This window comes from Paraburkholderia sediminicola (assembly GCF_046027825.1).
Taxonomy (GTDB): domain Bacteria; phylum Pseudomonadota; class Gammaproteobacteria; order Burkholderiales; family Burkholderiaceae; genus Paraburkholderia; species Paraburkholderia sediminicola_D.
This window is the reverse complement of record NZ_JAQQDU010000071.1, coordinates 20,824-44,840: the sequence shown is the minus strand read 5'-3', so window position 1 is coordinate 44,840 and position 24,017 is coordinate 20,824. Positions and strand designations below refer to the sequence as shown.

At 63.7% G+C, this 24,017-nt stretch carries 18 protein-coding genes and 1 pseudogene; 11 read left to right on the top strand and 8 right to left on the bottom strand.

Annotated elements, in window-relative coordinates:
* The coding region (locus PQQ96_RS30310; protein WP_408299431.1) for a hypothetical protein at positions 1–191 on the top strand (191 nt) is incomplete at its 5' end.
* A 12-nt stretch (positions 192–203) separates the two neighbouring features.
* On the opposite strand, the gene PQQ96_RS30305 is transcribed toward PQQ96_RS30310, so the two are convergent.
* Positions 204–464: a hypothetical protein gene (locus PQQ96_RS30305; protein ID WP_408299429.1), complete on the bottom strand. Its 261-nt coding sequence runs from the start codon at positions 462–464 to the stop codon at positions 204–206.
* An 87-nt stretch (positions 465–551) separates the two neighbouring features.
* Entirely contained in the window at positions 552–2,024 is a 1,473-nt protein-coding gene (locus PQQ96_RS30300; RefSeq protein ID WP_408299427.1) for a sigma-54 interaction domain-containing protein, read from the bottom strand.
* A 312-nt stretch (positions 2,025–2,336) separates the two neighbouring features.
* Between PQQ96_RS30300 and PQQ96_RS30295 the strand changes: the two genes are divergently transcribed.
* Both PQQ96_RS30295 and PQQ96_RS30290 read left to right on the top strand, forming a co-directional pair.
* Entirely contained in the window at positions 2,337–3,737 is a 1,401-nt protein-coding gene (locus tag PQQ96_RS30295; protein ID WP_408299425.1) for a GntP family permease, read from the top strand.
* A gap of 109 nt (positions 3,738–3,846) precedes the next feature.
* Positions 3,847–4,830: a dienelactone hydrolase family protein gene (locus PQQ96_RS30290; RefSeq protein ID WP_408299423.1), complete on the top strand. Its 984-nt coding sequence runs from the start codon at positions 3,847–3,849 to the stop codon at positions 4,828–4,830.
* A gap of 630 nt (positions 4,831–5,460) precedes the next feature.
* Here PQQ96_RS30290 and PQQ96_RS30285 read toward each other — a convergent pair.
* A pseudogene (locus PQQ96_RS30285) lies at positions 5,461–6,849 on the bottom strand (hybrid sensor histidine kinase/response regulator); the annotation flags it as partial.
* Positions 6,850–8,851: 2,002 nt separating this feature from the next.
* On the opposite strand from PQQ96_RS30285, the gene PQQ96_RS30280 reads away from it, so the two are divergent.
* The 6 genes from PQQ96_RS30280 (at position 8,852) to PQQ96_RS30255 (ending at position 16,318) form a co-directional block, all read left to right on the top strand.
* Entirely contained in the window at positions 8,852–10,564 is a 1,713-nt protein-coding gene (locus tag PQQ96_RS30280) for a methyl-accepting chemotaxis protein (RefSeq protein WP_408299421.1), read from the top strand.
* Positions 10,565–10,926: 362 nt separating this feature from the next.
* Entirely contained in the window at positions 10,927–11,178 is a 252-nt protein-coding gene (locus tag PQQ96_RS30275; RefSeq protein WP_007178686.1) for a hypothetical protein, read from the top strand.
* A gap of 339 nt (positions 11,179–11,517) precedes the next feature.
* On the top strand, positions 11,518–12,510 hold the full coding sequence (locus PQQ96_RS30270) for a DedA family protein/thiosulfate sulfurtransferase GlpE (RefSeq protein WP_408299419.1): 993 nt from the start codon (positions 11,518–11,520) through the stop codon (positions 12,508–12,510).
* 93 nt (positions 12,511–12,603) lie between these two features.
* The gene (locus tag PQQ96_RS30265; protein ID WP_408299417.1) at positions 12,604–14,316 is read left to right on the top strand and encodes an FAD-dependent oxidoreductase; all 1,713 of its coding nucleotides are present in this window, start codon (positions 12,604–12,606) and stop codon (positions 14,314–14,316) included.
* 229 nt (positions 14,317–14,545) lie between these two features.
* The gene (locus PQQ96_RS30260; RefSeq protein ID WP_408299415.1) at positions 14,546–14,833 is read left to right on the top strand and encodes a hypothetical protein; all 288 of its coding nucleotides are present in this window, start codon (positions 14,546–14,548) and stop codon (positions 14,831–14,833) included.
* Between the two features lie 273 nt (positions 14,834–15,106).
* Positions 15,107–16,318: a winged helix-turn-helix domain-containing protein gene (locus tag PQQ96_RS30255; RefSeq protein WP_408299413.1), complete on the top strand. Its 1,212-nt coding sequence runs from the start codon at positions 15,107–15,109 to the stop codon at positions 16,316–16,318.
* 45 nt (positions 16,319–16,363) lie between these two features.
* On the opposite strand, the gene PQQ96_RS30250 is transcribed toward PQQ96_RS30255, so the two are convergent.
* From PQQ96_RS30250 to PQQ96_RS30235, 4 genes are all read right to left on the bottom strand, one after another.
* Positions 16,364–16,963: a LysE family translocator gene (locus PQQ96_RS30250; RefSeq protein WP_408299411.1), complete on the bottom strand. Its 600-nt coding sequence runs from the start codon at positions 16,961–16,963 to the stop codon at positions 16,364–16,366.
* A 127-nt stretch (positions 16,964–17,090) separates the two neighbouring features.
* Positions 17,091–17,348 (bottom strand): hypothetical protein, encoded by a 258-nt coding sequence (locus PQQ96_RS30245; protein WP_408299410.1) that lies wholly within the window; start codon positions 17,346–17,348, stop codon positions 17,091–17,093.
* 121 nt (positions 17,349–17,469) lie between these two features.
* The gene (locus PQQ96_RS30240) at positions 17,470–19,653 is read right to left on the bottom strand and encodes an NHL repeat-containing protein (RefSeq protein ID WP_408299408.1); all 2,184 of its coding nucleotides are present in this window, start codon (positions 19,651–19,653) and stop codon (positions 17,470–17,472) included.
* A 211-nt stretch (positions 19,654–19,864) separates the two neighbouring features.
* Positions 19,865–20,551, bottom strand: coding sequence for a helix-turn-helix transcriptional regulator (locus PQQ96_RS30235; RefSeq protein ID WP_408299406.1), 687 nt, complete (start codon positions 20,549–20,551; stop codon positions 19,865–19,867).
* 65 nt (positions 20,552–20,616) lie between these two features.
* Between PQQ96_RS30235 and PQQ96_RS30230 the strand changes: the two genes are divergently transcribed.
* Both PQQ96_RS30230 and PQQ96_RS30225 read left to right on the top strand, forming a co-directional pair.
* Positions 20,617–22,044, top strand: coding sequence for an MFS transporter (locus PQQ96_RS30230; RefSeq protein WP_408299404.1), 1,428 nt, complete (start codon positions 20,617–20,619; stop codon positions 22,042–22,044).
* Entirely contained in the window at positions 22,041–23,033 is a 993-nt protein-coding gene (locus tag PQQ96_RS30225) for a LysR family transcriptional regulator (RefSeq protein WP_408299402.1), read from the top strand. Before PQQ96_RS30230 ends, PQQ96_RS30225 begins: the two co-directional genes overlap by 4 nt.
* A 55-nt stretch (positions 23,034–23,088) precedes the next feature.
* Here the strand turns inward: PQQ96_RS30225 and PQQ96_RS30220 are convergent, their stop codons facing one another.
* Positions 23,089–23,958: a LysR family transcriptional regulator gene (locus PQQ96_RS30220; protein WP_408299437.1), complete on the bottom strand. Its 870-nt coding sequence runs from the start codon at positions 23,956–23,958 to the stop codon at positions 23,089–23,091.
* Positions 23,959–24,017: the final 59 nt, after the last annotated feature.

Below are 24,017 nucleotides of genomic sequence, written 5' to 3'. Positions count from 1 at the left end.
GACCCATCGGCGAATGCGCATTAGAGCCAGACATTTATGACGGCCATATGCATATTGGGAGAAACCGGCTCGCCGTATGGCTGAGTTTGCCCGGTCGCGTTGAGATCCGCGCAGGGGTAGAGACGCCCACCGTCGCGGTCGGGCGGCGGACTAAAGGGAAGAATGTGTCGGGTTCACTGCGCCGGCTTTGAGCCGGCGTCTTGTCATTTCGCCCGGCAGGCGTAAATCAGGCTGAGCATGCCGTTGTCGGTGGACTGGCGCACGACGTCAAAAGCGCCGCCACACGCCGCGTTCGCCTGCTGTGAGCAGGAATCGGAGCCGGCCGGACATTGAACCAGCGTGGTCGGGCGGCCGTCCGACAGAAACAGCGGTGCGCTGCTGCTGCAACCACTCAGCACGGTGATTGCGGGGATCGCCAGCGCGGCACCAACCCGGCGCGCAAAAGAAGAAAGACTGCGTTTCATTTGAAACCCCGATCACGTCTTGTTGTTCGATCACGCGATTGTGCCACGCGGCAATTACACTGCGTCACCCAACGCCGTCAGACTTTGTCACACCTCGATGCCGTATGCCGCGATCTTCTTGTAGAGCGTCGCGCGGCCCATGCCGATCTGCGCGGCCGTCTCGATCACGCGCCCGCCGTTGGCGCGCAAGGCGTCACTCAGAAAGCCTTTCTCGAACGCCGCCATGGCGCCGCTCCACGACATTGACTCGGGCGCGCCGACGGTCGCATCCGAAGCCTGCGCCTCCGGGACCACGCTGCGTGCGCGCGCATCATGGCCAGCGCCATGCGCCGGACCGATGAACGGCGCCAGCGCGCGCGCATCGATTCGCTCACTGTCCGAGAGCATCACGGCCCGCTCCAGCGTGTTGCGCAACTCGCGCACGTTGCCCGGCCAAGCATACGAACACAAGGCCCGCAGCGCATCGTCCTGCAATTCGAAGTGACTGCCCCCGCGTGCTTGCGTCGACAGATCCTCGAGCATGGCGTAGGTCAGCGCCTCGATATCGGACAGGCGCGCGCGCAATGCCGGCACCTGGATCGTCAGCACGTTAAGCCGGTAAAACAGGTCGGCGCGAAAGCGCCCCGCGGCGACCAGCGCCGGCAGATCGGCCGAGGTCGCCGCGATGATCCGCACGTCCGCGCGCACGATCCGGTTCGAGCCGAGCGGTTCGAACTCCTTGTCCTGTAGTACCCGCAGCAGCTTGCCCTGCAACGGCAGCGGCATATCGCCGATTTCGTCCAGAAACAGCGTGCCGCCGTTCGCGAGTTCGAACTTGCCGACGCGACCCTTGCGGTCGGCGCCGGTGTACGCACCGGGCGCGGCGCCAAAGAATTCGACTTCGAGCAGGGTATCGGGAATCGCCGCGACGTTGACGGTCACGAGCGGCTGATTCGCCCGCGCCGACCCGCCGTGGATCGCATGCGCCAGCAACTCCTTGCCGGTGCCGGTTTCGCCGAGCAGCAACACCGGCGATTCGAGCTGCGCCACGCGGCGCGCCTGGCGCTTCACTTCAAGACTGGCCGCGCTCGTGCCGACGAAACTGCCGAACGTATATTTGGCCCGCCGCGCCTGCGCGAGCGACTGACGCGTCGCGATCAGCTCCTCCTGCACGCGCGAGTAATGGGAGAAAAGCGGCGTCAATGCTTTGAGCTCATCGAATAACGCAAAGCCAACCGCGCCGACCGTTTCCCCCGCGTCGTCTTTCAGCGGCAAGCGCGTGACGACGAGCGGCTCGCGGTCCGTTTCGAGGATGTCGAGCAGAATCGGCTTGCCGGTGTTCACGACCTCGCGCATCAGGCTGTTGGGAATCACCGCTTCGCAATCGCGGCCAATCGCCTGCTGCGGGTCCGAAAAGCCGAAGCGCGCCGCATAGCGTTTGTTGATCCACACGACGCGCGCGTCGGCATCGACGATGAAGGTGCCTTCGCTGAAATTTTCGAACGTGCGGAAGAGCGAATCCATCGCCCGGCGCAGTACGTCGCCGTAGGTGGCAGGAAGGCCCGCCCAGTCGGTCATCATGGTGTCGCTGTCTCCGGCTACCGTTTTATTTATGCTTGTCTCATTTCGTAGACAAGCTTATCTCACCGACGAGATCGTTAAGAGCCAAACAGCATAAGGAGTTTACCTGGGATAGCCTATGTTCAGAGGATTTTACGTCCCGTTTTTGAGACTGTTGGGTACAATCGGCCGCATCACGTTTCGAACTTTGGCCTGCAAAATCAATAGGCGGGCCGCTGCAGCGCGCGTGGCACGGAATCTGCGTTTGCCGCCGCCGTGCCGTCGCACCACCGAGACGGCGTACACGTAGAACAACCAAGCTTTGGAGACTCAATGTCCTTTGTCATCGTCCTCGCCGCGCTGGCGTTTCTGATGTTTGCCGCGTATCGCGGCTACAGCGTCATTCTGTTCGCGCCGATCGCCGCCCTCGGCGCCGTGCTGCTGACCGATCCAGGCGCCGTCGCGCCGGTGTTCTCCGGCATCTTCATGGAGAAGATGGTCGGCTTCGTGAAGCTCTACTTCCCCGTGTTCCTGTTGGGCGCCGTGTTCGGCAAGGTCATCGAACTGTCCGGTTTCTCGGAGTCGATCGTGGCCGCGGCCATCCGCTATATCGGCCGCTCGCGCGCCAATGCGGTGATCGTCGCGGTGTGCGCGCTGCTCACCTATGGCGGCGTATCGTTGTTCGTGGTGGTGTTCGCGGTCTATCCGTTCGCGGCCGAGCTGTACCGCCAGAGCAATATTCCGAAGCGCCTGATGCCAGGCGCAATCGCCCTCGGCGCGTTCTCCTTCACGATGGATTCGCTGCCGGGTACGCCGCAGATCCAGAACATCATCCCGACCACCTTCTTCAAGACAACCTCCTGGGCCGCGCCCGCACTCGGCGTGATCGGCTCGCTGTTCATCATTGTCGTTGGCCTGACCTATCTGGAATGGCGCCGCCGCGCGGCCATGGCAACCGGCGAAGGTTACGGCACGGATCTCGTCAACGAGCCGGAGCGCGTCGAATCGAAGCAACTGCCGCATCCGTTGCTCGCGGTCGCACCGCTGGTGCTGGTCGGCGTGGCGAACTTCCTGCTGACCCGCTGGATTCCGAACTGGTACGGCGCAACGTACACGGTCACGCCGGACATCCTGCCGGGCATCCATGCACCGGTCACGACGACGATCAAGAGCGTGGTTGCGATCTGGGCCGTGGAAGGCGCGCTGCTGCTGGGTATCATCATGGTGGTGGTGACGGCTTTTGGCCGCGTGCGCGAACGCTTTGCGGTCGGCACCAAGGCAGCGGTGGCAGGCGCGTTGCTGGCTTCGTTGAACACGGCGTCGGAATATGGTTTCGGCGGTGTGATCGCGGCTTTGCCCGGCTTCCTGGTGGTGAGCGATGCGCTGAAGAGCATTCCGAATCCGCTCGTCAATGCCGCTGTGTCGGTCAGCTCGCTGGCGGGTATCACGGGTTCGGCATCGGGTGGTATGAGCATCGCGCTCGCGGCCATGTCCGACACATTCATCAAGGGCGCCGAAGCCGCGCATATTCCGATGGAAGTGTTGCACCGGGTCGTCGCCATGGCGAGCGGCGGCATGGACACGCTGCCGCATAACGGCGCGGTGATCACGCTGCTGGCGGTGACCGGTTTGACGCACCGTCAGTCGTACCGCGATATCTTTGCGGTGACGGTGATCAAGACGCTGGCGGTTTTCTTTGTGATCGGGGTGTATTACGCGACGGGTTTGGTTTAACGTTTAGCGGTTTGCGCCGCAAGGCGGTCAATGATCACCGGGGGCGCTGAGACATCAGCGCCCCCGGTGCGTTTTTCGACAGTGTGCAGTACACCTTCATCCCGAAGTCATGCCGAGGCGCTCGCCCATGTCGTTCAAATATCCCACCCGCTCACTGGCGCTCAGCCTTGTCGCCGCCTTCGCATTTGTCGGCCACGCGACGCAGGCGCGCGCCGCTGAGTCGGACCCGATTGCAACCGATCTGCACGAGACCGTCGTTCAGGTTCCGATGACCGAGCACGGCCTGTTCGGCGAGCACACACGGGAGCTCGTCGCCACCACCTATATGCCCGACGGCGCCGGTCCGTTTCCTTTGATCGTGCTGAGCCACGGCAGCCCGCCGAACCCCCGCGATCGCATCAAGGTCGGCCGCTATCGCAAGCTCGCGCAGATTCGCGAGTTCGTCGATCTGGGTTTCGCCGTGATCGTGCCGATTCGGCGCGGCTATGGCGCGACCGGCGGTTCCGATGAGGAAGATGCGGGTTCGTGCCGGAATCCGGACTTCGAAAGCGCCGGGCGCGAAGCAGCCAAAGATCTGCTTGCCACCATCCAGTTCGCGGACACGCTGCCGCAAATCGACCGCAACAAGGTGATCCTCGTCGGTCAGTCTGCCGGCGGTTTCGCGTCATTAGCCGCGGCGAGTTATGCACCCCCAGGGCTCATCGCGGTCGTCAACTTCTCCGGCGGCCGCGGCGGCGACCCGAGCCGTCATCCGGCCCAACCTTGCGCGCCGGAACGAATGGCCGAAACGCTTGGGCACTTCGCCTCGACCACACAAGTGCCGGTGATGTGGCATTACGTCGAGAATGATCAGTACTTCGGACCGGATGTCGTCAAGACCTGGTTCAAGGCGTTCGAGGCGGCGGGCGGGCATGGCGAACTGATCTATGAAGCGCCGTTCGGCCGGGACGGCCACGGCATGTTCGCGGTGGACAGCTCGATCCCGATCTGGTTGCCGCACTTCAAGCAATTCGTCGGTTCGGTTGTCACGCTGAAGCCAAGCGCACTCGCGCCTGCATCCGATGCGGGTATCGCCGCAGCGGCCGCGCAGTAGGACGTTTGCGCGGCCGGGCCGATCCGCGAAAGCGCCGGGGCGGTTGCGGTTGCGGTTGCGGTTGCGGTTGCGCTTGCGGTCAATCTCAATGCACCGACTGTTCATCCAGCCCGAAGTGATCGCATACGGCCTCATGCAGCGAGATCGCGCGTTCGTCCATCTCGGTGGTCCACCGTTCGCCGTTCTCGCATAGCCGTTGCAGTTCGCGGCATTGCTGCGCGAAGCGCTGCTCCTGCACGACCAGGAACCCACCCGCCGCGCTATGCGCCCAGCCGCCCAGGCTTCCCGGTCTTCCTGTTCGACAATCGCCAGCAGCCGCGGCAGATCGTTCTGAAGATGCTCCTTGAGCATGGCGGTGTAACGCGACTTGTCGTCCGCGCTGAGTGTGTTCGCCGGGTCGGCGGCTGCGCCGGGCGCCGCCGGGGTCGCCTGCGCCGCTGTTGACGATGCCTGTGTCATTGCCGGTGTCATTGCCGGTGTCATTGCCGGAGTCGCTGCGGGTGTCGTTGTCGGTGTCGCTACTGTCGCCGGTACCGCCGCAAGCTGCGGCTTCGCGAACGCCACCGCGAGCAGCGCCGCCTCCAGTTCACCCAGCGACGCCGGTTTCGCGACATACCCGGTAAAGCCTCGCTCGCGCCAGCCGTCCTTCTGCTGGTTTTCCGTGACCGCGCTAAAAGCCAGCACCGGCAAGTCCGCATGCGCTTTGCGCAGTGCCGCCAGCAACGCGTATCCATCCATAACCGGCATGTGGATATCGGTCAGCGCCACTTCGAAATGTCCCTGCTCGAATGCCGCCAGCGCTTGACGCCCGTCGCCGGCAATCGTCGGCAGGCAGCCCAGCGCGTCGAGTTGCTCGACGATCAAGGTTTGGATCAGCGGATTGTCTTCGGCAACCAGCACCGTCAAGCCTTGCAACGCCGGATTGACTTCAGGAGGCGGCAATGCGGCAGGGGCCGACGCCAGTGTCGCGGCGGCATCGGTGGCGCCCGTGGCCGCGAGATCGACCGCGGCGAGAATCGCCTTGCGGCTGAACTCCGTCACTTCGAGCACGCCGCCGCCACGCGGCGTGGGACGATGCGGTCCGGCGCGCGTAATCCACACGACCTCAGCCGGGTGCACCGCACGCAACGCGGCAATCGCGTCGAGATCGTATTCGCCGGTCACCACGATCGCGTCCGGCCGGTTCACGCGCAACCACGCTTGCGCGCTGCGCATCGACACGACCGTGTGAACCGTCCACCCCTTCGTATGCAGGCCGCTGTCGAGAAGCTGCCCCGACTCGCGTTCCTGCGACACCACCAGCACATTGCCCCGGCGAGCCGGTTCGACGACCGGCTCGCGCAACTCATCCGGTGGCGGGGCGAGCGGGATCGAAACGGTGAAACCGCTGCCGACACCCAGCACGCTCTCGACCGAAATATGGCCGCCCATCAGCTCGCACAGCCGCGCACAGATCGACAAGCCGAGGCCGGTGCCGCCATAGCGGCTCGACGTGCTCGCTTCGCCCTGCACGAACGGACTGAAGATGCGCGCGACCAGCGCCTGATCCATGCCGATCCCCGAATCGCAGACCCGGCAGGTCAGAATCGGGCGGCCTTGCAGATCGTCCTTCACTTCGGCATTCAGCGTAATCTTGCCGCACGAGGTGAATTTGAACGCGTTGCTCAGCAGGTTGTTGACGATCTGCGCGATGCGCGTGCGGTCGCCACGCAGCACCTGATCGAGCGTCGCCGACAGATGCGCATAGAAGCGAATCGCGCGATCCGCCGTCATGGGCGCATAGGACAGCGCGATGTTTTCAAAGTCGTCGAGCGGACGGAACGACTCGGTCACGAGCTTCATCTCGCCGGCATCGATTTTCGAAAAGTCGAGAATGTCATTGACGATGTGGCGCAGCGCGTCGGCCGCGACATTCAGCGCCGTGAGCCGTTGCGCGTGCGCTTCTAGCCCCGGCGTACGCGCGAACAATTCGAGGTTGCCAAGCAGCGCATTCAGCGGTGTACGTATTTCGTGGCTCATCGACGCGAAGAGATTCGAACGCGCCCGCATCGTGATCTCGGCGGTCTGCTGCGCGAGCCGCAACTGCTGTTCGAGCGCATGTTGCGCGGTGACGTCGAGGATCGCGCAGAACAGCACATCCTCGTTAGCGTAACGTGCCGGCGCGTAGGTGAACTGCAGAAACTGCGCATGCGGCGAGACGCTTTCGTCGGGCGCCGGTTGTGATGGCGCTTGCGGCTGTGACTGCACCGGCTGCGCAGGCGCGACAAACGCGGCAATCCTGGCGAATGCGGTGATCGAAGGCCCATCCGGCGCCTGCGCGCGAATCTCGTCGACGATATGCGGCGGCAAGCGATCGTGGCCAGCCTCGATATGCAGCAACTCGTCGGCCAATGCGTTGGCGATGATGATCGAGTAGTCGCTCTGCCGGACGATGCACAAACCGACCGGCGTCGCACTGACCAGAACGTGGTTGATGGTTTCGCTTTCCAGTGCACGCGACGTCTCCGCGAAGGTGCTGCGCATCAGGCGCAGCCCCCAGAACCGCGCCGCCAGCGCGATTCCTACGAGGACCAGCAGCGCAAGGCCGGCGATCGCGGCCAGTTGCCAACCGAGTGCGGCGATCAACTCACGCCACGACAGATAGCTGACCAGCGAGCCGAAGCCGGGCATCAACGGCTCGCTCAACATCACGCCATCGCGGGTGTAACGGTATGCATTGGGTGGCGTATGCGCGGCGGCGTCTTGCAGCATGGCTGCAGTCGGCGCATCGACGGGCGGTGACGACACGATCACACGGCGATCCCCCGTCATCAGCAACAGCGTGCCCTCGCGGTCCGGCCGCGCGAGATGCGCTAACAGCCCGTCAAGCGGAATGCTCATCGCGATCAGCGTGCTCGGCCTGGTCGGCCTGGTCGGCCTGGTCGGTGTATCGCCAGCATAGTAGGCGCTCACCGCGGAGATCACCGGCTCGCCTTGCAGCGGATCGCGATACGGGCCGAGCCAGATCCGCTCGCCCTTGCCGGGCACAGGCTTGCCGGTTTGCGCCTGCAGTTCCTGTTCGAAGGTCTCGCGCAACGTGCTCACGATCGCCGGCTGCAGAGGCAGCGCAGCAGTGACACCGCGACCGGCTGCCGAAGGAGCGGCTGAATCAGCGATGGGTTGGGCGAGCGAAGGCAGGATCGCAGCATAGTCTTCATCCAGCCCGAGCAGAATCGCCCGTTGAGGCAGCTCGAACGACTGCTGGGTCACGAGCGGCGACTGTGCCGCTTCGTAGAGACGCCACAGGTTCGCGCCGAATTGCGGCCCCCATGCCGCGCGCGTGGCGTCGCCGACCAGCAGGTCGAATTGCGCGTCGACCCTTTGCACCTTACCGCGCGCGACGCCGCTCAGGCGCACCGCGTCCTCGACACTTGCCGGCACGTGCAGCACGTTGTCAGTGTCATGATAGTAGTCGAGCGTAAATTCGGTACGCCGCATAAACGACTCCTGGCGATGCAGGAGCCGCGAGAGGTCGGCGGCGCTTTCGGACACAAACGTTCGCCGGTAGTCGAGTTGCTTGTCCGCGGCAAGGACAGTGAGCAGCAGCGCAAAGACGACCACGATCAGCATCAGCGAAGCTGATCGTTGCGAGGTACAACCGTTGTTGGCGCTTCGCGCTATGAGCCAGCGACGCGAATGCGTGCACCAGTGATTCCTGAGTACGGTCGAGGATCTTCTGCATCGGCTAGCAAAGTTAGCGTGGTTCGCGCCCGCAGAACGCTGCGGCTCAGAGGAGCACGGAACACGTCTGCAGCCCTTTTACCGGCGCAGTGTAGCGCTTTTGAAGACAGCACGCGAAGCATCCGGCACTGATTTCCACGGCTACGCGGAACGCATGAATGCAACCCTGCAATAACGGCTCGGCGCACGATAAACCTGAGTGATTTACTGGGAAACCCTAAAGACGAAGGGGTTAATGCCGTTATTCCTTGCATAGAGGTAACGACCGGGCGGACGCGCGTCCGCTCCAGCAAGGAAAGCCATGCGCAACAACCAGCCTGTCACCGGGCACGAATACGAATTCCCTTCGTCGCAAACGCTTGTCTCCGCGACGGACCTGACCGGCCGCATCGAGTACTGCAACCCGGCGTTCATCGCCGTTTCGGGCTTTACCCGCGAAGAACTGATCGGCCAGCCGCACAACCTGATCCGGCATCCGGACATGCCGCGTGAAGCCTTCGCCGACATGTGGACGACGATTCGCGATGGCCGTCCGTGGACTGCGCTCGTCAAGAACCGCCGCAAGAACGGCGACCATTACTGGGTGCATGCGAACGTCACGCCAGTCGTCGACAAAGGCGCGGTGGTCGGCTATCTGAGCGTGCGCGTGAAACCGGAACGCGACGCGCTACGCGCCGCCGAAGCGCTGTACGCGCGACTCCGTACCGGCGAGTCGCGCGCGTTCAAACTGCGCCGCGGCGTGGTGGTGCGTACCGGCCTGCTTGGCCGCTTGCAGGCGTTGATGCGTCTGCCTGTCGCCACGCGTGCGGCGGTCGGCTATGCGATCACGCCGTTGGCTTTGTTGCTAACAGGATTCGCCGCGTGGGGCGGCACACCGCCCGTGCCGTTCTGGATCGCGTTCGGCGTCACCGCGGCATTCAGCCTCGTCTCCTGGCGAATGCTGACACAGCAACTCGCCGAACCGATCCGCGACATGTCCGGTTTCGCGACCCGCCTCGCCGCGGGCGATCTGACCGCCGATCTGGTGATCGCGCGTCATGACGATCTCGGCGATGTGCTGCAGGCATTGAATCAACTGAAAGCCAATCTCGGGGCGATCGTCTACGACGTGCGCGCGCAGATCACCGGCATGCTCGATAACGCGCGGGAAATTTCCAGCGGCAATGTCGACCTCGCGCGCCGCACCGAGATGCAGGCTGCGTCGCTCGAAGAAACCGCTGCCACGATGGAAGAATTGACGACCACCGTGCAGGCCAACGCCGATGCCAGCGTGCGTGCGCTCGATCTCGCGAAAGACGCGCAAGCGGCGGCGGCGGTCGGCGGCAAGATCGCGGGTCAGGTCGAGCAGACCATGGCCGGCATCACGGCGGCGTCGCGCCGCATCGCCGACATCACCGGCGTAATCGACGGCATTGCGTTCCAGACCAACATCCTCGCGCTGAATGCTGCCGTCGAAGCGGCGCGCGCCGGAGAGTCGGGCCGCTCGTTCGCGGTCGTCGCCGGCGAGGTGCGGATGCTGGCGCAACGGTGCGCGGCGTCGTCGAAGGAAATCAAGTCGGTGGTCGAGGCGAGTGCAACCGAAGTGGCACTCGGCACCGAACTGGTTGCACGTACGACCTCACAGATGCGTGTGATCGACGAAGCGGTGAGCCGCGTGTCGTCGATCATTGTCGAAGTGGCCAATGCCAGCAGCGAGCAGGCGGAAGGCATTCGCCAGGTGAATCAGGCGGTCTCGCATCTGGACGGCGCCACCCAGCAGAACGCCGCGCTGGTCGAGCAGGCGGCAGCCACGGCACAACGTCTCGCGGAACAGGCCGATGTGCTGGACGAAGCGGTGCGCCTTTTCACCGTCGCCGATGCGACGCCGACGCAGCGCGCGGCGCAGCCGTTGCGGCAGGCACCCGCGCCCAATGCGGCGCTGCATGCCGCGCACACGCCGGCACCCGAATTCAAGCGCAAAGATGCGCATACATTCGCGCACGAGAGCGAACAGGAAGAATCGACATTGATCTGACAGATCGGCGTTACTCCCACCTCGACAGTCCAGAATTGGCGCATGAGGATGCAAACGTCAGCGCCCAGTTGGTTGCAAGGGCCAGCTGACCCGAGTAACAACGGCGTTTAGCAGCCCGTCCCTTCAAGGACGGGCTACTTTTTTGCCCGTTGTTTCGCGTGCGGCGGCCGCGCCTAACCGAAGCACACGTCAGCACCGTGACAGCCGGGGAGAAGGACTGCACCGTCACGGGGCACGAAAAATGAATCCGTCGTTGCAGGGAGTCGCGTTAAACTGGTTGTCCGTATGAGCGCGGCGCGACAGACGGCGCGCCAGCCTGCCCGTACAATGGTTCGATCAACAACGGAACAAGGACAACCTCGATGCGCACTACCGGGTCCTCCGGGTCAATGGCCCTGCTCACCGAATACGACGACGCAACGGCGCGCGAACTTCGCTCGCTGCGCCTCGAATCGACAGAAGACGGCAAAGGCATCCTTCTGATCGAGGTCGATGAGCGCAAGCCAGGTATTCACCGCGAAGTGCGCTACGAAATCACGCCGGCCGAACTGATTGCGGCGATTCGCGCGCATGGGGCGGAATTGCCCGGCGAACAGCACAATCATCGTCAATAAAAGCATTCGCGCACGGTATTGCGCTTACGCGTGAATGCCGTACGCCGTTTCTGTACCGCCGCCTCTGGTTTGTGTACCGCAGAACGGCCTACGGGCATCCGTAGGCCGTTATTCATCACTCGCTTGCCGCGAAAGCGTCAATCCGTTTCGCTTTGTTCCATTCGCGCTTCTATTCCGCGCCTTTAACCCGCCAGGCAAGCCACAGCCGCGCTTTTAACACGCGAATAACAGTGCGCTTTTCCGGACATTTGCACGTCTTGAAAATGCGTCCATAATCCTTACATACTCCGTTGCTTTCCCTACCTGCGCCGCGTCCGAAAGGGCTGCGGATGTAAGCCGATGCTACATGATCTCGTCGAGCAATATGGACCGGCGCTCGTCTTCGTCAACGTGCTGGCCGCCTCGCTCGGGCTGCCGGTGCCGGCGATGCCGTCGCTCGTGCTGTTTGGGGCGATGGCGGCCATGCATCCCGGCTCAGTGGGCACGCAATTGATGCCGGTCCTGGTGTTGTCGATATTCGCCACGCTGATTGGCGACAGTGCCTGGTATCTCGCCGGCCGCCTGTACGGTGGCAATACGCTGAAAACGATCTGCCGTCTTTCGCTGTCACGTGACACCTGTGTAAAAAAGACCGAACGCTTTTTCGGTCGCTGGGGTGTGCGCGTGCTGGCGGTGGCGAAGTTCGTGCCGGGCCTGTCGATCGTGTCGATTCCAATGGCCGGCGCAATGGGCACGCGATACCGCACGTTTCTCACTTACGACAGCATCGGCGCCGCGTTGTGGTCGGGTACCGGTTTGATCATCGGTGCGCTGTTCGCCAAACAGATCGACATGCTGTTCGCCATGGCCGGACGCCTCGGGCGCACCGCTGCGCTGGTGGCCGTCGCGTTGCTGCTGCTGTATGCGGCCTATCGCTGGATACGCCGGCGTCAGCTGATTTCCACGCTCGCGACCCAGCGGATCGAAGTCGAGGAGCTGGCCAAGCTGGTTGCGGCCGGCAAAACGCCGGTGCTGTTCGATATCCGCTCGCAGGAAAAGCGCGCGCTCGATCCGTTCGTGATTCCGGGCTCGCAATTCGCCGACGAGCGGCAGCTCGACGAGATCGTTGCGACGTACCCGCACGATCAGAAGGTAGTGATTTACTGTTCATGCCCGAATGAAATATCCGCGGCATGGATGGCCAAACAGATGAACGAAGCCGGCTTCGCCGACGTGCTGCCGTTACGCGGCGGCATGGAAGCCTGGCGCGACTCGGGCAAGGCGGTGGACGCGCTGCCCGGCATGCCGCCGCCCGACGTGGCGGTCGACGATATCGCGCCGAAGGCCGTGTAGCGCAGCAGCGCATTCCTATCGGCGCCCTCGCGCGCCCGCGCCGCTTCGCCCCCCGTGTCGATCAATCAGGACGAACACAGAAGGAGCGGTTCAATGCTGTCGACTCAAGAAGCAGAAGGGCAACAAACCGTTGTGGCCGACGCGCCGTTTTCGTCGCTCTCGACGCGCATGCATCAGATGTTCCCCGAACTCACGTGCGCAGAAATCGATCGTCTGCGCCGGTTCGGCGAAGTGGGCCACTGGGAAGCCGGTGAGCTGCTGTTCGAGACCGGCACGACGGGCCCTGGCATGTTCGTGGTGCTGAATGGGCGCGTGAAGATTTACCAGCGCGATGGCATCGGGCGCGAAGTCCTGATTGCAGAACATGGCGCCAAGCATTTTCTCGCTGAAGTCGGTCAGTTGTCCGGGCGGCCTGCGCTGGTCAACGGCTTGGCTGTCACCCCGGTCGACGCATTGCTGATTCCGCCGGACAAGCTGCGCGCGCTGATCGTCGCCGAGGCCGAACTGGGCGAGCGCATCATGCGCGCGCTGATCCTGCGGCGCGTGTCGCTGATCGAAAAGGGCGCGGGTGGCCCGATTCTGCTCGGCAACAGCAGTGACGCGAGGCTCGTGATGTTGCAAGGCTTCCTGTCGCGCAACGGTCATCCTCACTCGGTCATCGATGAACGCGATGAAGACGCGCTGCGTCTGATCGAGCAATTCGCCGCCCAGAAAGAAGACATGCCGCTGGTGATCTGCCCGGACGGCACGGTGCTGCGTCATCCGAGCATGCCGGAACTCGCCACCTGCCTGGGCTTGCTGCCCGATCTCGACGATTCGCATGTGTACGATGTCGCGATCGTCGGCGCGGGGCCGGCCGGCCTCGCCACTGCCGTGTATGCGGCGTCCGAAGGCCTCTCGGTCATCGTGCTCGACAGCCGCGCGCCGGGTGGCCAGGCCGGCGCCAGTTCGCGGATCGAAAACTATCTCGGCTTTCCGACCGGCATCTCCGGTCAGGCGCTGGCAGGCCGCGCGTTCGTGCAGGCGCAGAAGTTCGGCGCGCACGTCGCGATTCCGGTCCATGTGAAAGCGCTGCATTGCGCGGAGTCACCGTATCGGCTGGAACTCAAGTGCGGCGGCAAGATTACCTCCCGCGTGATTGTGATCGCGAGCGGCGCGGTCTATCGGCGCCCCGCGCTCGAAGGGCTCGATCGCTTCGATGGACGCGGCGTCTACTACTGGGCGTCGCCGGTCGAGGCCAAGCTGTGCAAGCGCCAGGAGATCGTGCTGGTGGGCGGCGGCAATTCGGCGGGCCAGGCAATCGTCTATCTGGCGACGCATGCAGCCAAGGTCCACGTGCTGATCCGCCGTAGCGGCTTTGAAGCCACCATGTCGCGCTATCTGATCGACCGCATCCGTTCGCTGCCGAATGTGTTCGTGCATCCGAATTCGGAGATCGGCCGGCTCGACGCGGACGACATCGGGCTGGCGTCGGTCTCGTTGAAGAAACCGCTGCCGGACGGCACCGAAAGCTTCGATACGCGGCATCTGTTCCTTTTCACCGGCGCGGATCCGAATACCGACTGGCTGCGCACCTGCGGCGTGCAACTGGACGACAAGGGCTTTGTGCTGACCGGTGCCAACGTGGACGGCGCATCCGTCTGCGATCTCGCGACAACTGTCGAGGGCGTGTATGCGATCGGCGACGCGCGCGCCGGGTCGACGAAACGCGTCGCGGCGGCGGTCGGGGAAGGCGCGGCGGTGGTCGCGCAGATCCATCAACTGCTGGCGGTATCGGCGGAAGAAGCGGTCGCGTTGGGGGCTTAAGGGAGGTCTTGCCCCGGGGCCGACCTAGTCGCGCGTTCGGCCGCCGTCCGCGCGCGACGTGTGCCAGGTGTTGCCCCCGTTGCGCTCTCCCGCCACAGCAACGGGCCCCCGGGTAATCTGCTGTTACACACACCTTCAACTGGTTGCACCTGACTTGCTTTCTGTTTCGTAATATACACGTCAGCTATTCGACAGCGAATGGCAGGCTCTTTCGAAACAGGAGACAAGCATGATCCAACGCGCGATCGTTTTCGCCACCTTCGGCCTTGCCGCCGCCTGCGCATCGACCGCGGCTTCGGCCCGGGTGGATGTCGGCGTGTTCATCAATACGCCGGGGCCCTTTTATGCCCCGCCGCCCGTGGTTTATGCACCCCTGCCACCGGTCGTTTATGCGCCTGTGCAACCGGCATACGGCTACGGATATGGGTATCGCGGCGACTACTACCGCGGGTACCGCGGACACGGTGACCATGGCCGCCATCGTGGCTGGGATAAGCATCATGGGCACGGGCGGTAATGTTCATTCGGGCGCGTTGCTGGGTTGCTGGGTTGCTGGGTTGCTGGGTTGCTGGGTTGCTGGGTTGCTGGGTTGCTGGGTTGCTGGGTTGCTGGGTTGCTGCGCCATTGTCATTGCCTTCGCTTTGCCTTCCACGGCGCCAAGCTCCGGTCGTCCCCCACGCCGATTCGTCTGCCGTATTCGCGCTAAAGTAGCGGCTGCTGATCCAGGCCGGACCTCGCGTCCGTTCCCATCATCGTCACTCACTGACCCAAGCCCGTGACCGACGCCCGCGTGAAGACGCTTCCGTTATCCGCCGCGCGCACCCTGCATCTGGCCGCGCAAGGTTTGCTGACGCCGCCGCGCCGCAAGGCCGTCAAAGCCGATGTGCTCGACGCGATCCGCCGCATGGCGCAATTGCAGATCGACACAATCCACGTTGTCGCGCGTAGTCCGTATCTCGTGCTGTTCAGCCGGCTCGGCGCGTATCCGCAGCAATGGCTCGACGAGCATCTCGCCGAAGGCAAGCTGTTCGAATACTGGTCGCATGAAGCCTGTTTCATCCCGACCGAAGACTATGGCCTGCTGCGCCACCGCATGCTCGACCCAAGCGATATGGGCTGGAAATACGCAGCGGAGTGGCACAAGAAGCATCGCAAGGACATCGACAAACTACTCGCGCATATCCGCGCGTCGGGCCCCGTGCGTTCAGCTGACTTCGCCCGCGAGGCGGGCAAGGGCAATGGCTGGTGGGACTGGAAGCCGGAGAAGCGTCACCTGGAAGTGCTGTTCGCGATCGGGCAACTGATGGTGGCCGAGCGGCGCAATTTTCATCGCGTCTACGATCTGACCGAACGCGTGTTACCCGACTGGGACGACGCCCGCGATCTGCCGCCGCGGGAAACGGTCACCGAGGAAGCGTTGCGCCGCACCTGCCGCGCGCTCGGCGTCGTGCGCGCCGATTGGGTCGCCGATTACTACCGGCTGCCGCGCCGCCCCTATCGCGACGAACTGCATGCGCTCGCCGATCAGGGTGAGTTGATCCCGGTGCAGGTGGAAGGCTGGAAGCAGGACACTTTCGTCCATCATGAATTCGCGCCGATGATCGACGACGCGGCAACCGGTAAGCTCGCTTCAACCGTCACCACGGTACTGTCGCCGTTCGATCCGGTGGTGTGGGACCGCAAGCGCGCCGCCGCGCTCTTCGATTTCGACTATGCGATCGAGTGCTATACACCGGCTGCGAAGCGCAAATACGGCTACTTCGTGTTGCCGCTCTTGAGCCGGGGGCGCCTCGTGGGTCGCGTGGATGCGAAAGCGCATCGGACCACCGGCGTGTTCGAAGTGAAATCGCTGCACATCGAACCCGGCGTGCGACTTAGTGCGAGGCTTGCGGGCGATCTGCGCCGCGCTTTGCAGCGCTGTGCGGACTGGCACGGCACGCCGCAACTGGACATCGCATCCGCGCCGCCTGACTGGCTTGAGGCGTTGAGTGTAGATAGCTGAATGGAAGCGTGACCGCCCGGCACCCGCGCCCGACAATCCGAGGTCTTAATGCAGCGCCGCCCACGCGAGCGACAAGGAAAAAACACCCAGCACGATCGACGCGCCGCGCTGCATTTTCACCGGATTCAGCCAGGTGAGTTTGCCGCTGCCCAGCGCCGCGCCGAACGCGATCCACGCCAGGGCGATCGGCACCAGCAGGCAGGCGAACATCAGCATCGCCATGCCATACGCGGGAACATGGGCAAACGCAATGGCGGGAAAGATCGTGCCGGCAAACAACAAGCCTTTCGGGTTGAGCAGCGTCGCCACGAATAGCGTGCGCAGGCCGCTCGCCCGCTGCGTCGAATCGGGCAGGGTCACCGCCGCGCGCCACATATCGACGGCAAGATACGCGATGTACACGCCGGCCGCCGCGCGTAGCAGCGCCGGCAACCACGGCAACGCGTGCGCGGCTTGCGCGAGAAAATGTCCCCACACTGAGATCGACAGCAGATAGCCGGCGAGTTCGGCGGCGATCAGCGGCAACGACCGCCGCACGCCCTGGCGCAACCCGGCCGCCGCAAGCAGCGTATTGGTCGGACCCGGCGTAATCAGTACGACGATAATGCCGACAGCCAGCAACGCGATAGCAGACGTGGAAAGCATAAAAAAGACGCAATGTTGGAAACAATGCGCCTTTCTATCACAGAGAACCGCGCCGCCGGCATGCGGCGGCGAAATAGGGTGGCCAAATGCGCCGGCCACGCCGCCCGCAGGCGGCGCGCCCCCGCCTTTAGTGCTCGAGCCTCGCGCGCAATTCGCGAGCGGCTTCCAGCAGCCCTTGATAACCCGAACGGGCGTGCTCTGGCAAATCGGGATCGCCGACGAACGCACCGAGCGTTTCGATCAGGCTATACAGAATGCCCTTTGCGGCACCCGAAGCGATGCTGCCGGACGATACCTGCTGATCCACGTGAGTGAGCGCGGCGTCGAGGTGTTCCAGGTCGGGGCGATCGCCCGAGGGCGGCTGAGGGGTTACGTCTTGCGTCATGATGAAACGTCTCTCAGGTTGATGCATCAGTGAACAAAGCCATCCTTTCACGTTTGTTATATACCGATCGTGCGCTGCCGTCCATTCGTGATCGGACCAAGCACCATCGACATGATCCACGTTAAGGCGTCCATCGATACATCAGGATTTTCGCGCGCGCATCGTCTTCCAGCAGGACGACGTATTCACCATTGTCGCGCTGCACCGCGCTGATGCCGAGATAAACATCCACCCAGCCGCTGGTGTTGCCAACGCTCGCTCCCGGCGTCATATAACCGACCGCCTGCCCCGTGCGCGCGTCATACACATCTACCCTCGCAATGTACAACTCGGCGACGAAGATGTAGTTGCCCGCCACCGCGACGCCGACCGTCGTCGTCTGCGGATCGGTCTGTGTGTTCCACGGCAAGGAGACCGTGTATTGCTGCGTCGGTGTGCCGGAACTCCAGTTGTCATAGCGCGCGAGCACCGGGCCGGCCTCCTTCCAATGCGTCGGATCCCATGGGATCGCACTGGTAAAGCCCGATATGTACATCGTGTCGGTTGCGGCGATATAGACGATCCGCGCAATCCGCGTGAACGGTTGCGGCATCGCGAACATCTTCGAACTCGCGTACGTGTAGATCGGATTGCCGAAGGAATCGAGACCTTGCAACGGCATCTTGCGAATGCCGCTCGTCGGCGTGGCGAGCCATACGTTACCCGGCGTATCGACCCACCAGAAGCCGTTGCCGACCGTGCTGCCCGTCGACGGATTGCCGGTGATCTCGCTGGCATCCACGGTGCCGTTGCCATTGCTGTCGCGCCACATCCATTCGCCATACGTCGGCTGCCCTGCGGGCCACGAACCCGGCAGCGGATTTTGCGCCAGCAAACCGGACGGAATCGCCACTTCGCCATGCGCATCGTCGAACCGATACACATTCAGATAGTGCGCGCCGGGATCGAGCGTGTAGAGATAGCGCCTGCCGTCGATTCGCCGCACCATCGGCTCGCCACGCACGCCTCGCGGCTCGTGAAATGCCGGGTCGTCGGGATAGTCGAAACGGTCGAGCGTGAAGCCCGCGTATGACCATTCCTGGCCGACCGGGCGGTTGTAGTCGAGCCTGAAGCGCTTCGAGCCGGTGTAGACCGAAGTCGGCGTCGCCGGATCGAACGCGGCGCTATCGACAAAGGTCAGTCCGTACAGGCGCCAGTTGAGGGCATGCGTGCTGTACACATAGCTCTCGAGCACCGCACCTTGACCGACCGATGCGGAACCGAGCGGCCGCGGCCCTTCGCCATTCTGCGCGACGTACAGATTGCCGGCCGGATCGACACCGATACCCGTGATGCCATTGAAGCGCCAGTTGCCCGGCACCCCCTTGACCGTGTGGAAGATGCCATTGCGTGTGCCGATCGGCGCGGCGGCGCGCGGCTGACCGCCGGCGTGCCTGTTGAAAACGAGGATCTGCTGCGCCGGTCCGTTGTCGGCGACCAGGATTTGCCCTGACGGTGCGATTGCGATGTCGGTCGGTACCGTGCCGGCGGGCAATGCCAATGTGCCGGAGAGCGCGGTGCCATCGGCGGCGTAATGCAGAATGCTTAGGTTTCCCGACGAGACACCGTTGATCACCCACAGTGTCGAATCGGTATCCAACGCGATTCGCCCAGGCGAAGGCACATCCCATGAACGCAGGCGCCGCATCGATGCGGCATCGAGCACGACAATCCGGCTGTTGTACGTATCGGCAACATACAGTTCTGTATCGGTCGCGGCCATCCCGCGAATGCCCGCGTCGGTGCCGGTCGTCACCGCGTTCAGCCGCAGAAAACTGTTCTTCGTTGCATTGGCGCTATTGCCAATGCCGCCGTCGAACGGCGCACCGGTCGCAAGATTGGCGAGCGTGCGCCGCGTAATGCCGAACCACGTCTGATTGGCCGGTGGATAGTCCGCGCCGACCAGTCCGTTGTTCTCGTTGCCAATCGACATCGCCGCGTACAGATAGGTATGGTTCGTCGCGACGGCATCGCCGCCGGCGGCGCCCCAGCCATGCGTCGAGCCGGCCACGGCGATCTTGTCGCCCGCACGATAGGCGGCGATTTCACTACCGCTTTCGTCCCAGGGTGCATTGGTGTAAACGGTGCCATCGGCGCCGACGCTAATCGCCTGGATGTCCTGCTGCATCCACTTGCCGTCGCCAAAGCCGAAGCTGTTGCCGATCCAGGAGGTGGTGTAAGTCAGTTGCGACTGCGCGAGCGCGCTTTGCGATAAGAGACTGTGAAAGAGAAGAACAGCGACGCCGAGGCGGGAATTAAATTTCACGACGGTATTTCCTTGCAAGGAACGAAGCACGCGCGGCCGACGTGTCCGGCGCGCTTTCGCATGTATGCGGATCAGGCGTTATCGCGCATACATCAACGTTGGCGTTTTATCCTCGCATAGAAAAGCGGAAATTTAATCGTAAAAAATTCGTCGCGGGGTTGCCTGCGCTTGAAGTCATTCGAAGCGCATAAGCCTGCACGACAATGCCATGCTATTTGCCTTTCAGCCTCACGCGATAGGCACATCGTCGTGCGCCGGCAAGCACATGCTCCACACGCTCAATCGATCCTTCCTCGCCGACGATCTCCGCGAACAGCTGCAACTCCGTGCGGCAAAAACCCTGGCAGGTGCGCGCCGCCGCGCAGATCGGACAGTGGTTCTCGAGCAGCAGCCAGTCGCGCCCGTCTTTCTGCAACTCGGCCATATAGCCTTCGGCGCTGCGAAGCTCCGCGAGCCTGGTCAGCCGCGCCTTGAGCCCCTTGATCGGCTTGAGCACTGCGAGATAGTTCGCGCGCGTTTCCAGGGTGCGCTGATCGATCAATCTGTCGAGCCCCTCTTCGCCGAATAGCTGGCGAATCGAACCGAGCAATTGCACGGTCAATTGCGGATGCATGTCTGGAAAGCGTGCGTTGCCCGCTTCCGTCAAAGCCCAGCTTTGACTCGGCCGCCCCGGCCCCGCCTGGATCGCCTGACGCCCTTCGATCAAACCGCCGCTCAGCAGCTTCTGGATCTGCTGCCGCGCGGCTTCAACCGTGATGCCGAGTTCGCCCGCGATCGACGCCGTCGACAAAGGCCCCTGCGTCTTCAACAGATTCAGGATGCGATCCACGGGCGCAGCCGTTGACGCGGCTTGCGCGAGCGTCGGTGAATTTTCCAAGCTTTCATTTGCATATCTCATCGGAGCACATTATTATCCAAGCCAATACTTGCATAATAAGCCAGCCCCGTACGGCTGTCCATGATATGAAAAATCTGCAATCGGATGTGCCGGCCTGGAGCGATCTGCTCAGCGGCAGTAACGGCTGGCGGGCGTTGGGTCTCGCAGGCGGCGTCGCGCTGCATGCCACCAACGTGTATGTGGCGACGACGATCCTGCCGTCGGTCGTGCATGACATCGGCGGGCTCGAACTGTATGCATGGAACACGACGCTGTTCGTGGTCGCGTCGATTCTCGGCTCGGTGTTGTCGGTGCGCCTGCTCGCGGTGCTCGGCGCGCGCTCCGCTTACTTCAGCGCACTGGCGGTGTTCGCGCTGGGCACCGTCGTATGCGCGAGTGCGCCGTCGATGCTATGGATGCTCGCTGGCCGCACGCTGCAAGGTCTCGGCGGCGGCATTCTGCTTGCCCTCAGTTACGCACTGATTCGCGTCGTGTTCGAAGAGCGTCTGTGGCCGCGCGCGATGGGGCTGGTGTCGGGCATGTGGGGCGTGGCGACGTTATGTGGGCCGGCGGTCGGCGGCATCTTCGCGCAGCTCGGCGACTGGCGGCTGGCGTTCTGGGTGTTGCTGCCGGTCGTGCTGCTGCTCGCCGTGATCGTGCATCGCGAGGTCGATGACAAGCGCGCCCACAGTGAAGCGGCTCAACCGATCCCGTTACTCAAGGTCAGCTTGCTCGGTGCCTCGGTCCTGGTGATTTCGCTCGCCGCGTTAACCGATGACATGCGCTGGAACGCGCTCGGCGTCATGGCCGGCCTCGGCTTCGTGTGGCTGCTCGCCAGACTTGAACGCAGCAGCACGCATACGCGCTTGTTGCCGAGCGGCTCGTTTTCGATTCGCACGCGGATCGGCCGGATCTACGCCTGCATGAGCCTGCTCGGCATCGGCGTGACCAGTGAAATCTTCGTGCCGTATTTCTTGCAGACGATCCACGGACGTTCGCCGCTGGCCGCAGGTTATCTGACCGCATTGATGGCGGCCGGCTGGTCGGTCGGCTCGATGTTCAGCGCCGGCCGCTCCGCCACCGCCGCGCAGCGTTTGAGCCGAGCCGGCCCGGTTGTCGCGGCGCTCGGGCTTGTCGCACTCGCATGGCTGATGCCGATAGCAGGTTTGTTCGACGGCTTGCTGGGTACGCTCGCACTGTGCACGGCGCTCACGAGCGTTGGGCTCGGTGTCGGGATCGGTTGGCCGCATCTGCTCACTCGCGTGTTTACCGCCGCGCAGCCGGGCGAAGAGAACCTAGCGTCGCTTTCGATCACCACCATTCAATTGTTCGCGATGGCGTTCGGCTCGGCGCTCGCGGGCCTCGTCGCGAACGGCGCCGGACTCACGACCGTCGCCCCGCTGCCCGGCGCGCAACACACCGCGCTCTGGCTGTTCGCGACGTTCGCGCTCGCGCCCCTGCTCGCAGCCGGGCTGACCCGCCACACGCCGCGCCTCACCGGAGAAGCATCGTGATAGACCGAGTACAAGCCATGCGGATCTTTGTGCGGATCGTCGATGCCAGCAGTTTCACGCGCGCCGCCGAGTCGCTCGAGATTCCGCGCGCCACCGCGACGACCACCGTGCAAGCGCTCGAGTCCCTGCTCGGCGTGCAGTTGCTGGTGCGCACGACGCGCAAGGTCACGCTGACCGCGGAAGGCGCCGCCTACTACGAACGCTGCGCGCAGATTCTCGCCGCGATCGAAGAAGTCGAATCAGGTCTGTTCAATCGTCCGGAGAATCTGCGCGGCCGCTTGCGCGTGGCGATGCCGGGCATGATCGCCGCGTCGATCGTGGTACCGGCTCTAGCTTCGTTTCGTGCGCTGCATCCGCATGTCGAGTTGGCGCTCGGCGTGAGTCATCGCACGCTCGATCTGGTCGGCGAGAGCGTGGATTGCAGCATCGAGCTGGGTGAGTTGCCCGATTCGCGGCTGCTCGCGCGCCGCCTCGGGCTGCTCGAACGCGTGACCTGCGCGAGCCCCGCGTATCTCGCGCGATTCGGCGAGCCGCATCACCTGGACGATCTCTCCAGGCACGTCGCGGTGAACTGGCTGTCGATGCAAACCGGACGGCGCGCGGACTTCGACTTCAGTGTGGCGGCGCGCACAAGCAAGGTGAAAGTGGACGGCTTCATCCAGGTGAACGACGAACACACGTATCTGGCCTGCGGGCTCGAAGGCCTGGGGCTGATTCAGCCTGGGCGCGCCGCCGCCGCACCGTATCTTGCGTCCGGACAGTTGATCGAGGTCCTGCCGAAGTGCAAACCGACGCCGGTCGCCCTCTCGGTCACGTATGTGAAAAGCCGGCAGATTTCGCCGCGCGTGCGAGCCTTTGTCGACTGGCTCGCCGAGGTGTTCGAAAACGCGCCGGGAATGGTTAAGGCTGCGCCACCGCTGGCCGATCCGCCAGCGTGGCCGGTGCTCGATGCGCAGCGGATGCACGGACTCAATACGGCGTCGCGCTAAGTACATCGATGAGTGCATCGATATGCGAATACGAATTGACGTGCACTAGCGCGCCTCAACGCGCCTGCGCGAATTCCTCCGCCACTGCCGCAATCAGCACCTGCATCCGTGCGGTCTTGTACAGATCGGCGTGCGCGACCGCCCAGACGTCGAAGGGCTCCGCTCGATGCGGCATGATGCGCACCAGTTCCGGTTCGTAATCGGCGCGGAAACACGGCAGCTCGGCGATACCGAAACCGGAAAGGGCCGCCTCGAACAGCATCGCCGTGGATTGGGTCTGGAACACAAGACGCCCGCGCGAAGTCGGCTCGCCGCACAGCGCCGCCCACATAGACGGCGAGACCGGCTGTTGATACATCACCAGATCGTGACCGTCGAACGCCTCGCCTTCGCGAGGCTCGCCGCGTGCAGCAACATAGTCACGCGACGCGTAAATGCCTACCTCCAACTGCGCGAGCTTGCGCGCGATCAGGTCCGGCGCATCGGGCCGCAGCGTGCGGATCGCCACGTCGGCTTCGCGCCGCGTCAGATTGGCAATCTGCGCGGACGTCACACAGACGATCTCGATGCCCGGATGCGCACGCCGCACCTTGGCGATGGCCGGCACCACAAAGCGTTTACCCAGCGAATCGGTGGTGGCGACGCGGATCGTGCCGGCCAGTTGGTCGTCGAGCCCGGCAATCCGCCGTTCGATCGACAAGGCGGCCTGTTCCATCGTCTCGGCCGCCCCGAGCAATGCTTCGCCAGCCGGCGTCAGCACGAACAAGGCGGGTGTGCGCAGAAACAGCGTCGCCGACAGCGTTTCTTCGAGCGCGGCGATGCGCCGGCCGACCGTCGCCTGATCGACAGCGAGTTGTGCCGCCGCGCCGCGCAGCGTCCCCGTGCGCGCCACGGCGAGAAAAAATCGTGCGTTGTCCCAGTTGATCATTGCGTGTGCGATCCCTCATGCATATTTGCATCATACACATGCGAAATCACTGCTTT

Excerpts from the sequence above, each read along its gene's own strand:
- PQQ96_RS30305 (WP_408299429.1), bottom strand. The coding sequence starts at position 464 with ATGAAACGCAGTCTTTCTTCTTTTGCGCGCCGGGTTGGTGCCGCGCTG.
- PQQ96_RS30300 (WP_408299427.1), bottom strand. The coding sequence starts at position 2,024 with ATGATGACCGACTGGGCGGGCCTTCCTGCCACCTACGGCGACGTACTG.
- PQQ96_RS30295 (WP_408299425.1), top strand. The coding sequence starts at position 2,337 with ATGTCCTTTGTCATCGTCCTCGCCGCGCTGGCGTTTCTGATGTTTGCC.
- PQQ96_RS30290 (WP_408299423.1), top strand. The coding sequence starts at position 3,847 with ATGCCGAGGCGCTCGCCCATGTCGTTCAAATATCCCACCCGCTCACTG.
- PQQ96_RS30280 (WP_408299421.1), top strand. The coding sequence starts at position 8,852 with ATGCGCAACAACCAGCCTGTCACCGGGCACGAATACGAATTCCCTTCG.
- PQQ96_RS30275 (WP_007178686.1), top strand. The coding sequence starts at position 10,927 with ATGCGCACTACCGGGTCCTCCGGGTCAATGGCCCTGCTCACCGAATAC.
- PQQ96_RS30270 (WP_408299419.1), top strand. The coding sequence starts at position 11,518 with ATGCTACATGATCTCGTCGAGCAATATGGACCGGCGCTCGTCTTCGTC.
- PQQ96_RS30265 (WP_408299417.1), top strand. The coding sequence starts at position 12,604 with ATGCTGTCGACTCAAGAAGCAGAAGGGCAACAAACCGTTGTGGCCGAC.
- PQQ96_RS30260 (WP_408299415.1), top strand. The coding sequence starts at position 14,546 with ATGATCCAACGCGCGATCGTTTTCGCCACCTTCGGCCTTGCCGCCGCC.
- PQQ96_RS30250 (WP_408299411.1), bottom strand. The coding sequence starts at position 16,963 with ATGCTTTCCACGTCTGCTATCGCGTTGCTGGCTGTCGGCATTATCGTC.
- PQQ96_RS30245 (WP_408299410.1), bottom strand. The coding sequence starts at position 17,348 with ATGACGCAAGACGTAACCCCTCAGCCGCCCTCGGGCGATCGCCCCGAC.
- PQQ96_RS30235 (WP_408299406.1), bottom strand. The coding sequence starts at position 20,551 with ATGAGATATGCAAATGAAAGCTTGGAAAATTCACCGACGCTCGCGCAA.
- PQQ96_RS30230 (WP_408299404.1), top strand. The coding sequence starts at position 20,617 with ATGAAAAATCTGCAATCGGATGTGCCGGCCTGGAGCGATCTGCTCAGC.